7 protein-coding genes are annotated in these 12,410 nt (G+C 61.8%); 3 read left to right on the forward strand and 4 right to left on the reverse strand.

Annotated elements, in window-relative coordinates; genetic code table 11:
* Positions 1-62: 62 nt before the first annotated feature.
* Positions 63-1,805: a potassium/proton antiporter gene (locus PSH73_RS01970; RefSeq protein ID WP_057958104.1), complete on the reverse strand. Its 1,743-nt coding sequence runs from the start codon at positions 1,803-1,805 to the stop codon at positions 63-65.
* A gap of 159 nt (positions 1,806-1,964) precedes the next feature.
* A complete protein-coding gene (locus PSH73_RS01975; protein ID WP_057958105.1) occupies positions 1,965-3,590 on the reverse strand; it encodes a methyl-accepting chemotaxis protein in 1,626 nt (541 codons plus the stop codon).
* A gap of 275 nt (positions 3,591-3,865) precedes the next feature.
* Between PSH73_RS01975 and PSH73_RS01980 the strand changes: the two genes are divergently transcribed.
* Together PSH73_RS01980 and PSH73_RS01985 are read left to right on the forward strand one after the other, a co-directional pair.
* Positions 3,866-4,096, forward strand: a complete 231-nt coding sequence (locus PSH73_RS01980; protein ID WP_029299225.1) for a hypothetical protein — start codon at positions 3,866-3,868, stop codon at positions 4,094-4,096.
* Entirely contained in the window at positions 4,093-4,386 is a 294-nt protein-coding gene (locus PSH73_RS01985; protein ID WP_057437293.1) for a cell division protein ZapA, read from the forward strand. The genes PSH73_RS01980 and PSH73_RS01985 overlap by 4 nt, the downstream gene beginning before the upstream one ends.
* On the opposite strand, the gene PSH73_RS01990 is transcribed toward PSH73_RS01985, so the two are convergent.
* Together PSH73_RS01990 and putA are read right to left on the reverse strand one after the other, a co-directional pair.
* Entirely contained in the window at positions 4,387-6,189 is a 1,803-nt protein-coding gene (locus PSH73_RS01990) for an acyl-CoA dehydrogenase (protein WP_120731348.1), read from the reverse strand.
* Between the two features lie 221 nt (positions 6,190-6,410).
* The gene (gene putA, locus PSH73_RS01995; RefSeq protein ID WP_169959906.1) at positions 6,411-10,364 is read right to left on the reverse strand and encodes a trifunctional transcriptional regulator/proline dehydrogenase/L-glutamate gamma-semialdehyde dehydrogenase; all 3,954 of its coding nucleotides are present in this window, start codon (positions 10,362-10,364) and stop codon (positions 6,411-6,413) included.
* A gap of 458 nt (positions 10,365-10,822) precedes the next feature.
* Here putA and putP point away from each other — a divergent pair, with 458 nt between their 5' ends.
* Complete coding sequence (gene putP / locus PSH73_RS02000) at positions 10,823-12,307, forward strand: sodium/proline symporter PutP (RefSeq protein WP_057958108.1); 1,485 nt, start codon at positions 10,823-10,825, stop codon at positions 12,305-12,307.
* Positions 12,308-12,410 lie beyond the last annotated feature (103 nt).

Below are 12,410 nucleotides of genomic sequence, written 5' to 3' on the forward strand. Positions count from 1 at the left end.
ATCGAACAAGATGAAGAATAGGGGGCGTGCTGATGGCCACTGGCGCATCGTCGCCCCGCAGTTTAGAGGAAGAATCCGGGCCCCGGGCGACTTCCTTCGGGGAATCTGACGCCGACTTTGCCGATCTTGTTCCCGTCCATCACGGCAACCGTCCAAATGGTGTTGTTCCACTCCACCTGGTCGCCGACAACCGGGGCGCCACCGACTTTCTGGGTAATAAAGCTGCTCAGTGGCATGTCCGGGTCGATGCCGTCGAGCTTGAGCCCGTACAGCGCCGAAACCGCGCCCAGCTGGGCGTCGCCCTCCAGCACGAAGTCGCCGAAGAAGCGCAGGTCCAGGCCCCGTTGTGGTGCCTGGCTGAACAGCTTGCCGAGGGCGGCGAGGTTGTGTTCATGGCCGATCACGCACAGCAGGTCATCGGCTTCCAGCACCGTACTACCCGACGGATGGAGCAGTTGCTGGCCACGAAACAGCGCGGCGATCCGTGTGCCTTCGGGCATTTTCAGCTCGCGCAGGGCCGCGCCGATGCACCATTTCTCCGCCCCCAGGCGGTAGACGAACAGCTCCCACTCGCTGGTGACGTGCACTTCCAGGGCTGCCCGGGAAATCGGCGCAGGCTCGGGTGGTACCGTCACTTTCAAGAGTTTGGCGACCCACGGCAGGCTGGTGCCTTGCACCAGCAACGACACCAGCACAATAAAGAACGCCAGGTTGAAATACAGCTGGGCGTGGGGCAGGCCGGCCATCAACGGGAACACCGCGAGAATGATCGGCACCGCGCCGCGCAGGCCGACCCAGGCGATAAACACTTTTTCGCGGCCATGGAAGGCCTTGAACGGCAGCAGGCCGACGGCCACCGACAGCGGCCGCGCAAACAGGATCATCCACAGTGCCAGGCCCAGGGCCGGCAGGGCGATGGGCAGCAGGTCATGGGGCGTGACCAGCAGGCCCAGCACCAGGAACATGCCGATCTGCGCCAGCCAGGCCATGCCGTCGAGCATATGCAGGATGCCGTGGCGGCTGCGTACCGGGCGGTTGCCGATCACCAGGCCGCACAGGTACACGGCGAGGAAGCCGCTGCCGTGCAAGGCGTTGGTCAGGGCGAAGACGAACAGGCCGCCGGCGATCACCAGGATCGGATACAGACCGTTGGCCAGGTTGATCCGGTTGACCAGTTGCAGCATCAACCAGCCGCCGCCCAGGCCGATAATGCCGCCGATGCCGAACTCGCGGATCAGGTGGGTCAACAGGCTCCAGTGCAAGCCGGTCTGGCCGCTGGCAAGCATGTCGATCAGGGTCACGGTGAGGAACACCGCCATCGGGTCGTTGCTGCCGGATTCGATTTCCAGGCTGGCACTGACCCGTTCGTTCAGGCCCTTGCCGCCCAGCAGCGAGAACACGGCGGCGGCATCGGTGGAGCCGACGATGGCGCCGATCAGCAGGCCCTGGATGATATTGAGGTCGAACAGCCAGGCCGCCGCCATACCGGTGAGGCCGGTGGTTATCAACACCCCCACGGTCGCCAGCGACAGGGCTGGCCACAGTGCCACGCGAAAACTCGCGACCCGGGTCCGCAAGCCGCCATCGAGCAGGATCACTGCCAATGCCAGGTTGCCCACCAGGTAAGCGGTTGGGTAGTTATCGAAAATGATCCCGCCGCCATCGACGCCGGCCAGCATGCCCACGGCCAGGATGATCACCAGGATCGGGATCCCCAGGCGGGACGAAAGAGAACTCACCAGAATGCTCGCACCTACCAGCAACGCGCCGATCAAGAACAGGCTGTTGATGGTCGTCGCATTCAAAGGCAGTACTCCGAAAATAAGGCGGGCGCAGACTGACCATGCAGTCTGCGTGCCAGCGATTCTAACCTGTTGAATTGCTGCGCTGTCAAAAAGCTTTTCAGGTTTACGCAGAACCAATGTGGGAGCAGGCAAGCCCCCACATTTATGATGCAGTGTCTGTTAGAGACGGAATCTGCCTACCATCCCATTCAAATCCACCGCCAGGCGCGACAACTCACTGCTCGCCGCACTGGTCTGGCTGGCGCCCGTGGCCGACTGCACCGACAAGTCGCGGATGTTCACCAGGTTGCGGTCCACTTCCCGCGCGACCTGCGCCTGCTCTTCTGCGGCGCTGGCGATCACCAGGTTGCGCTCGTTGATCTCGATAATTGCGCTATTGATGGTATCCAGGGACATCCCCGCGCCTTTGGCGATATTGAGCGTCGATTCGGCGCGCTCGGTGCTGTTGCGCATCGAATCCACTGCCTGTTCGGTGCCGGCCTGGATACTGCCGATCATCCGCTCGATTTCACTGGTCGATTGCTGGGTACGATGGGCCAGGGCCCGTACTTCATCGGCAACCACGGCAAACCCGCGCCCGGCTTCCCCGGCGCGCGCGGCTTCGATGGCGGCGTTCAGGGCCAGCAGGTTGGTCTGGTCGGCCAGGCCGCGAATCACATCCAATACCTTGCCGATATCCCGCGACTCTTCGGCCAGGGCGCCGATCAGCGTGGCGGTGCCCTGCACATCGCCGCTCATGCGCTCAATCGCGCTGACGGTTTCCTGCACCAGGTCGCGGCCATCGCCGGCCGAGGCGGTGGCGTTTTTCGAGGCTTCGGAAGTGCTGACGGCATTGCGCGCCACTTCTTCGACGGCGCTGGTCATCTCGTTGACGGCGGTGGCCGCCTGCTCGATCTCGTTGTTCTGTTGGGTCAGGCCACGGGCGCTTTCATCGGTGACGGCGTTCAGTTCTTCGGCAGCCGAGGCCAGTTGGGTGGCCGAGCCGGAAATGCGCTGCAGGGTGTCGCGCAATTTCTCCTGCATTTTATTCATCGCGCGCAACAGGCGGCCGGCTTCGTCATCGCCATCGACCTTGATCGGCTGGGTCAGGTTGCCCTCGGCAATCTTCTCGGCCGCGTCCAGGGCCTGGGCGATGGGCAGGGTGATGCTGCGGGTCAGCAGCCAGGCAAATAGCATGGTCAGCGCCGTGGCCAGCACCAGCAGGGCGACCACCAGCTCGAAGGCCGAATCATATTGCTCGGCGGCTTTCTGGTTGCTGTCGTTGGCCATCGAATTGTTGATGTCCAGCAGACGCGTCAGGACCGCGTTGACTGCCTCGGAGTTGCTCAGCAGTTCGGTGTTGAGCAAGGTGCGCAGCTCTTCGATCTGATTGTTGCGCGACAGGCTCTTCATCCGCTCTTCGATCTGCCGGTACTGGCCCAGCAGGCGCACATAATCGTCGTAGGCCGAGCGTTCCTCGCGGCTGTCGATCAGCTTTTCATACACGCTCTGGGCTGTCCGAATCTGCTGGTTACGCAGTTCAAAGGCTTCCAGGGTCTTTTGTTGCACCTCCGGCTCGCGGTTGGTCAGTAGGCGGTAGGACAACACACGCAGGCGCAGGGTCAGTTGGGTGAAGTCGTCGAGGGCGCGAATGCTCGGCACGCTGCTCAGGGTGATGTCTTCGGTGGCACCCCGGATCTTGCCCATCTGATTCAGCGCAAAAACACCGAGAAACAACATCAGCGCACCAATGCACGCGAAGCCGAGAAACGCGCGCGGCGCGATATTCATATTACGAAGAGACATGCAGTGGTCCTGGGAGAGGCGCGATCCGTGCGGCTTTGAGGCGGGGTAAGCATGACCTATCGGACGTACGACTAAAGTCTTGAGGGGGTGCGCGTTTTTGTCGCATCCTGCGCGGATTGGAATGGATTCAGGAACCAGATGGCGTAAATGCAGTCACTAAGGCTCCACAGCGTGGCCTGACCCGTGAAATCGGGGCTGCGCGCCAGGATAACCCTGGCTTCCACGGTGAATTTTCTTTATCGTCACCGCCCTTTGAAAAAGCCCGAGAATTCAAAATGTTAGAAACATCCCTCAGCCAACTGGAACAACTGGTCAGTGACCTGGTGCAGCAGAATCAAGCTCTGCTGGGCACCAACGAATCCCTCAAGGCCGAGCTGGCCCGCGCCAAGGATGAGAACGACAGCTTGCAACTGAACCTGATGGAGCAGGAAGAAAAGCAGGGCGCCACCGCAGCCCGTATCCAGGCGTTGGTTGAGCGTGTGAGCGCAGGTCCTGTCAGCGCATGAGTGAAGGGATAAAGGTCGTTTCGATTCTCGGTGAGGATTACTCGATCAAGGCCCCGGATGGGGAAGACAGCACCCTGCTCAAGGCCGTGACCCTGCTCAAGGCGTCCCTGGCAACCACCAAGCAGAAGTACCCGACCCTGATCGGCGACAAGCTGCTGGTGCTGGCGGCGCTGAATCTATGTGCCGAACAGATCGACATGCAGCAGCGTCACCAGCAGGAACTCGACCGTTACCAAGAGCAAGTCAGCGCCACGGTCGACGTGATTGCCAAGGCCATCGGCCAGCCCTGATCAGAACCATTCATCCTGCATGGCCAGGCACGTATCGTCCCGCGCCTGCAGGATCGACAGTTCATGATGGCAGCCCGGTACTTCCCACGTCAGGAAGTACCGGGCCGCTTGCAGCTTGCCTTTATAGAAAGTCACATCCGTCGCATTCCCCCTGGCCAGCCCTTCTTCGGCGCGGATCGCCTGTTCCAGCCAGCGCCAGCCAATCACCGTATGCCCAAACACTTTCAGGTACAGCGCCGAGTTCGCCAGGCTGCTGTTGACCTTGCCTTGGGCGAGATCCGTCAACAGCCCCAGGGTCACGCTTTGCAGGCGCGCCACCAACTGCTCCAGTGGTTCGCGCATGGCCGTGAGTGACGGGTATTGCTGGGCCCGTGCGCCGGTCTCGGCGATCAGGCGAATCAACTGCTTCAGGCCCGAACCGCCATTTTGCGCAAGCTTGCGTCCCAGCAGGTCCAGGGACTGGATGCCATGGGTGCCTTCGTGGATCGGGTTCAGGCGGTTGTCGCGGTAGTACTGCTCCACCGGGTATTCGCGGGTGTAGCCGTGGCCGCCGAGAATCTGGATCGCCAGCTCGTTGGCCTTCAGGCAGAACTCCGAGGGCCAGGATTTGACGATCGGGGTCAGCAGGTCCAGCAACTCATGGGCCTGCCTGCGCCCGGTTTCGCTGTCCAGGGTGGTGGTGTCATCGAACAGGCGCGCGGCATATAGGCCCAGGTCGAAGGCGCCTTCTACATAGGCTTTTTGCGTAAGCAACATGCGCTTGATATCAGCGTGCTGGATGATCGACACCGGCGCGGTGTTCGGATCTTTGCTGTCGGGCAGGCGGCCTTGCGGGCGTTCCCGGGCGTATTCCAGGGAGTACAGGTAACCGGCATAACCGAGCATCACCGCACCCATGCCGACCCCAATCCGCGCCTCGTTCATCATCTGGAACATACAGGCCAGACCCTGGTGCGGCTTGCCCACCAGATAGCCGACACACTCGCCGTTATCGCCGAAGTTCAGCGCGGTGGAGGTGGTGCCGCGCCAGCCCATCTTGTGGAACAGCCCGGCCAGCAGCACATCATTGCGCGGGCCCAGGCTGCCGTCGTCGTTGACCAGGAACTTGGGCACGATAAACAGCGAAATGCCCTTCACCCCGGCGGGCGCGTCCGGCAGTTTGGCCAAGACCATGTGCACGATGTTTTCCGACAGCGGGTGATCGCCACCGGAGATAAAGATCTTGTTGCCCTTGAGGCGGTAGGTGCCATCCGCCGCCGGCTCGGCGCGGGTGCGGATATCCGACAGCGACGAGCCGGCATGGGGTTCGGTCAAGGCCATGGTGCCGAAGAAGCGGCCCTCGATCATCGGTTGCAGAAAGCGTTGCTTCTGCTCCTCGGTGCCAAAACTCTCGATCAGGTTGGCCGCGCCCATGGTCAGGAACGGGTACGAGGTGGAAGCCGCATTGGCTGACTGAAAGTGCGCAAAACAGGCCTGGGACAGCAGCGTCGGCAGTTGCATGCCACCGGCTTCAAAACTGCGCGCCGCATTGAGAAAGCCGGCTTCGAGGAAGGCATCCACGGCAGGTTTCACTTCCGGGATCAGGATCGCCTGGCCATCTTCGTAGCGCGGTTCGTTCTCGTCGCCCTTGCGGTTGTGGGGGGCGAAGTACTTTTCGGCGATGTGGCGGGCGGTGCCGATGGCGGCATCGAAGGTTTCGCGAGTGTGTTCGGCAAACCGCTCGCGCTGGGTCAGGCCCTCGGCATCGAGGACTTCATACAGCTCGAAAGCCAGATTGCGGGAACTGAGGAGCGTCTCGGACATGGCGGCTTACCTATTTGGGAATAGGCCGCAGTCTAAGTGCGCGAATAGAGGCGCGATAGCAAGATTGATCTGGGTGATGGAGCAGCAAAACAAAGGCAGGATGAATGTACAAGATCGTTCCCACGCTCTGCGTGGGAACGCCTCTTGCGACGCTCTGCGTCGCGGACGCGGAGTGTCCTGGGCTGCACTCCCACGCAGAGCGTGGGAGTGCTCGGTGGTGACTAGCCGATAGTCATCAGGCTCGCGTTACCACCCGCCGCAGCGGTGTTGACGCTCAACGCACGCTCGATCACCAGGCGCTCCAACGCAATGTTGGTTTCGCCCGAGGACAGGCCATTGACCCCGACAATCGCGCCGCTGCGTTGCGCCACTTGCTGGCAAACCCCACGCAGTTGGTCGGAATCGCCGTGGTGCAGGACGGCGTCGAAGATCACTTCGTCCTTGGTCCAATCGGCTACACGCTGGATCTTCGCCTGAACTTCCTTCGGCAGCCGTGGGAACAGTGCCTTGGTCAGGTCAGATTCCGGCCACACTGCCGAGCTACCCACAGCCAGTACGGCCGCCAGTTGCGCCAGCAGATCGCCTTCTACGTCCGCCAGGCACAGCACGTGCTCGCGGGGTAGGATGGCGTAGCTGTTGCGCTCGCCGGTCGGGCCGGCCAGCAGGCGGGTGATACCGCTTTGCGATTGCGCGGCGAACTGGCTGCACAGGGCGCTCAGTTCGCTGAACTTGTTGCCGTCGGCCCAGGTTTTCAGGGCACTCAGCGGTTGGCTCATGGCGTCACGCAGGCGCACATCCGGTGCGGCCAGTGCATCGCCCCGTACGAAGGATTGCTCGATCGCATCGGTAGGGCGGGTCGACAGCAGGCGGTACAGGTACAGCGGACCACCGGCTTTCGGGCCGGTACCCGACAGGCCTTCGCCACCGAATGGCTGCACGCCGACGACGGCACCGACGATGTTGCGGTTAACGTAGACGTTACCGGCATGGACGTTGTCGATCACCTTGGCGATGGTCTCGTCGATACGGGTGTGCACGCCCAGGGTCAGACCGTAGCCAGAAGCATTGATCTGACCGATCAACTGGTCGATTTCCTTACGCTTGTAGCGCACCACGTGCAGGACCGGGCCGAAGATCTCCCGTTGCAGCTCGTCGAAGCTTTCCAGCTCGATCAGGGTTGGCATCACGAAGGTGCCGCGCTTGATTTCTTCACTGTCGGCAATTGCCACCTGGTACACGGTACGGCCTTTGTCGCGCATGGCCTGGATGTGCTTCTCGATGCCCGCCTTGGCTTCGGCGTCGATTACCGGGCCGATATCCACAGACAGGCGCTCCGGGTTGCCGAGACGGCATTCGGCCATGGCACCCTTGAGCATTTCGATAACGCGGTCTGCCGAATCTTCCTGCAGGCACAGTACACGCAGGGCCGAGCAACGCTGGCCGGCACTGTCGAAGGCCGAGGAGACGACGTCGATCACCACCTGTTCGGTCAGAGCCGAGGAGTCGACGATCATCGCGTTCTGGCCACCGGTTTCGGCGATCAGCGGGATTGGGCGGCCCTGGGCATCCAGGCGTCCGGCGACATTGCGTTGCAGCAGGCGCGCCACTTCGGTGGAGCCGGTGAACATCACGCCTTTGACGCGATCATCACCCACCAGGCGGGCACCAACGCTTTCGCCCTGGCCCGGCAGCAGTTGCAGCACGCCTTCCGGAATGCCGGCTTCGAGCAGCAGGCGCACGGCTTGCGCGGCGACCAGCGGGGTCTGTTCGGCCGGCTTGGCCAATACCGGGTTACCGGCGGCCAGTGCGGCGGCGACTTGGCCACTGAAGATCGCCAGCGGGAAGTTCCACGGGCTGATGCACACCACCGGGCCCAGTGGGCGGTGGGCGTCGTTGGTGAAATCGTTACGCGCCTGCACGGCGTAGTAACGCAGGAAGTCCACGGCTTCACGCACTTCGGCGATGGCGTTGGCGAAGGTCTTGCCGGCTTCACGGGCCAGCAGGCCCATCAGTGGCTGGATCTCGCCTTCCATCAAGTCGGCGGCACGTTCGAGGATCGCGGCGCGTTCGGCCGGCGGGGTGGCCTGCCAGATCGGTGCGGCATTCAGGGCGCACTGGATCGCGTTGTCGACGTCTTCGACCGTGGCTTCCTGGACGTGGCCAACCACATCACGCAGGTCGGACGGGTTCAGCACTGGCACAGCGGCTTCATTGCTGGACGCGCAACCGAGCATCGGCGCGGCCTTCCAGTTGTTGTGCGCGGTGGCCAGCAAGGCGCAGGACAGCGACGCGAGGCGGTGTTCGTTGGCCAGGTCGATACCGGCAGAGTTGGCGCGCTCGCTGCCATACAGGTCGCGTGGCAGTGGGATACGCGGGTGCGGCAGGCCGAAGCCGCCTTCCAGCGTCGCCATCTGCTCGATGCTGGCCACTGGATCGGCCACCAGCTCCTGGATCGAGATGGATTGGTCGGCGATACGGTTGACGAACGAGGTGTTGGCGCCGTTTTCCAGCAGGCGACGCACCAGGTAGGCCAGCAGGGTTTCGTGGGTGCCGACCGGCGCGTACACGCGGCATGGACGGTTCAGCTTGCCTTCGGAAACTTTGCCTACAACTTGTTCATACAGCGGTTCACCCATGCCGTGCAGGCACTGGAACTCGTACTGACCGGGGTAATAGTTCTGGCCGGCGATGTGGTAGATGGCCGACAGGGTGTGGGCGTTGTGCGTGGCGAACTGCGGGTAGATGACTTCCGGTACCGACAGCAGCTTGCGTGCGCAGGCGATGTAGGAAACGTCGGTGTACACCTTGCGGGTGTAGACCGGGTAGCCTTCCAGGCCTTCGACCTGGGCGCGCTTGATTTCGCTGTCCCAGTACGCGCCTTTTACCAGGCGGATCATCAGGCGGTGACGGCTGCGGCGTGCCAGGTCGATCACGTAGTCGATCACGTACGGGCAGCGCTTCTGGTAAGCCTGGATCACGAAACCGATACCGTTCCAGCCGGTCAGTTGCGGCTCGAAGCACAGGCGCTCGAGCAGGTCCAGGGACAGCTCCAGGCGGTCGGCTTCTTCGGCGTCGATGTTCAGGCCGATGTCGTATTGCTTGGCCAGCAGCGTCAGGGACAGCAGGCGTGGGTACAGCTCGTCCATCACGCGCTCGTACTGGGCGCGGCTGTAGCGTGGGTGCAGGGCCGACAGCTTGATGGAGATGCCCGGGCCTTCATAAATCCCACGGCCGTGAGAGGCTTTGCCGATGGAGTGAATGGCTTGTTCATACGAGGCCAGGTACTTCTGTGCGTCGTGTTCGGTCAGTGCAGCTTCACCGAGCATGTCGTAGGAGTAGCGGAAGCCCTTGGCTTCGAACTTGCTCGCATTGGCCAGGGCTTCGGCGATGGTTTCGCCGGTGACGAACTGCTCGCCCATCAGGCGCATGGCCATGTCGACGCCCTTGCGGATCATCGGCTCGCCGCTCTTGCCGATAATGCGGCTCAGGGAGGAGGTCAGGCCGGCCTCATTGTGGGTGGCGACCAGTTTACCGGTCAGCAGCAGGCCCCAGGTGGCGGCGTTGACGAACAACGATGGGCTGTTGCCCAGGTGCGGCTGCCAGTTGCCGGTGCTGATCTTGTCGCGGATCAGCGCGTCACGGGTGCCCTTGTCGGGGATCCGCAGCAGCGCTTCGGCCAGGCACATCAGGGCCACGCCTTCCTGGGACGACAGGGAAAATTCCTGCAGCAGGCCCTGGACGATACCGGCACGGCCGCCGGCGCTCTTCTGGTTACGCAGTTTTTCGGCAATCGAGGCGGCCAGCTTGTTGGTGGCTTCGGCCATCTGGGCCGGCAGGCGAGCCTGCTCGATCAGCATCGGCACCACTTCCGGCTCGGGGCGGCGGTAAGCGGCGGTGATCGAGGCGCGCAGCACCGATTGCGGCAGGATGCTTTCGGCAAATTCGAGGAAGCACTGGTGAGCGTGGTCGTTCTGCACCTCGCCCGCGTCGTCTGCGTCCTTGAGGCCCGAACCGTTGAGCTCGGTCAGGGTTGCACCACCCTCGAGTTTCTCCAGGTAATTGAAAATTGCCTGCTTGATCAGCCAGTGCGGCGTGCGATCAATGGAGGTCGCGGCGGCCTTGAGGCGTTCGCGGGTTGGGTCATCGAGTTTGACCCCAAGGGTGGTCGTAGCCATATTTTTATCCTCATGGGTGCCACTACTGTGTGGCATCAGCTGGCGGCAAGATTAGCTTTGCGCCGTACGAGGTGCAACCGGGTGCAACCCATTTTCTTCATGAAATTCACGCTGCTCGTCAGAAATCATTTTCACTCGACCAAATCGGCTGAATATTGGTGCATTTGCTTCTGGATTTGGCTGTTCTTGCTCCGAAAAGGAGCAAAAAACCGCCGTTTGCCGAAAAACGCGCCAGGGTGCAACTAATTCTCACGAAACTGGTTGCACCTTATTTGCTTTGTTGAATAGCATTCACGCCCAAGGTGCAACCAACCCTAGGGTTCGGTTCATCGGCTGATGGCTTTCCTGGGGAAACGTCAGTCATAAATGCGCGGCACGCAGCTTCGTCTACACACTACTCGGTTGTAGATGGCCTGACAGACCGCCGCTACATAAAAACAAAGCCAGGGCGTAACTCAATGAGCGTAAGTAATCCAACCTTGATCACATTTGTGATCTACATCGCGGCAATGGTGCTGATTGGTCTCATGGCCTATCGCTCCACCAATAACCTTTCCGATTACATCCTCGGTGGTCGCAGCCTCGGCAGCGTCGTCACCGCACTCTCGGCTGGCGCTTCGGATATGAGCGGCTGGTTGTTGATGGGCCTGCCAGGTGCCATCTACATGTCGGGCCTGTCGGAAAGCTGGATCGCCATCGGCCTGATCGTCGGTGCTTACCTGAACTGGCTGTTTGTGGCAGGTCGCCTGCGCGTGCAGACCGAACACAACGGCGACGCCCTGACCCTGCCGGACTACTTCTCCAGCCGTTTTGAAGACAAGAGCGGCCTGCTGCGGATTATCTCGGCGGTAGTGATCCTGGTGTTCTTCACTATCTACTGCGCTTCCGGCATCGTGGCCGGTGCCCGTCTGTTCGAAAGCACCTTCGGCATGTCCTACGAGACGGCGCTGTGGGCCGGTGCTGCGGCGACGATTGCCTACACCTTTATCGGTGGTTTCCTGGCAGTAAGCTGGACAGATACCGTACAAGCCACCCTGATGATCTTCGCGTTGATCCTGACGCCCATCATCGTGCTGCTGGCCACCGGCGGTGTCGATACCACCTTCCTGGCTATTGAAGCGAAGGATCCAACCAGCTTCGACATGCTGAAAAACACCACCTTCATCGGCATCATCTCGCTGATGGGCTGGGGCCTGGGCTACTTCGGCCAGCCGCACATCCTCGCGCGTTTCATGGCGGCGGATTCGGTCAAGTCGATTGCCAAGGCGCGTCGCATCTCCATGGCCTGGATGATCCTGTGCCTGGCCGGCACCGTGGCCGTAGGTTTCTTCGGTATTGCCTACTTCTCGGCACACCCGGAAGTGGCCGGTCCCGTGACCGAAAACCCAGAGCGTGTGTTCATCGAGCTGGCCAAGCTGCTGTTCAACCCTTGGGTTGCTGGCGTGCTGCTGTCGGCCATCCTGGCTGCCGTGATGAGCACCCTGAGCTGCCAGTTGCTGGTGTGCTCCAGCGCCCTGACCGAAGACTTCTACAAGGCGTTCCTGCGCAAGGGCGCTTCCCAGCTTGAGCTGGTATGGGTCGGCCGGATCATGGTGCTGGTGGTTGCGTTGATCGCCATCGCGATGGCTGCTAACCCAGAAAACCGCGTACTGGGCCTGGTGAGCTACGCCTGGGCCGGCTTCGGCGCCGCGTTCGGTCCTGTGGTCCTGATCTCGGTCCTGTGGAAAGGCATGACCCGCAACGGCGCACTGGCCGGTATCCTGGTCGGCGCGATCACCGTGATCGTGTGGAAACACTTCGAGCTGCTGGGTCTGTACGAAATCATCCCAGGCTTCCTGTTCGCCAGCCTGGCGATCTACTTCGTGAGCAAGATGGGCGCCCCGACTGCCGGTATGGTTGAGCGCTTCACAGCTGCCGAGAAAGACTACAACCTCAACAAGTGAGGCGTTCATGCAGGCCTTGATGGCCTGCTGAACTGAAAGCGGCCCGCATCCCTGGATGTCGGGCCGTTTTTTTTGGGTGCGACGATGGAGCCTGCGTTGTAGG

Source organism: Pseudomonas sp. FP2294 (assembly GCF_030687625.1).
GTDB lineage: Bacteria > Pseudomonadota > Gammaproteobacteria > Pseudomonadales > Pseudomonadaceae > Aquipseudomonas > Aquipseudomonas shahriarae.

Bases quoted from the DNA above. Each gene is read 5' to 3' on its own strand.
- PSH73_RS01980 (WP_029299225.1), top strand. From the start codon at position 3,866: ATGTTAGAAACATCCCTCAGCCAACTGGAACAACTGGTCAGTGACCTG.
- putA (WP_169959906.1), bottom strand. From the start codon at position 10,364: ATGGCTACGACCACCCTTGGGGTCAAACTCGATGACCCAACCCGCGAA.
- PSH73_RS01975 (WP_057958105.1), bottom strand. From the start codon at position 3,590: ATGTCTCTTCGTAATATGAATATCGCGCCGCGCGCGTTTCTCGGCTTC.
- PSH73_RS01990 (WP_120731348.1), bottom strand. From the start codon at position 6,189: ATGTCCGAGACGCTCCTCAGTTCCCGCAATCTGGCTTTCGAGCTGTAT.
- putP (WP_057958108.1), top strand. From the start codon at position 10,823: ATGAGCGTAAGTAATCCAACCTTGATCACATTTGTGATCTACATCGCG.
- PSH73_RS01985 (WP_057437293.1), top strand. From the start codon at position 4,093: ATGAGTGAAGGGATAAAGGTCGTTTCGATTCTCGGTGAGGATTACTCG.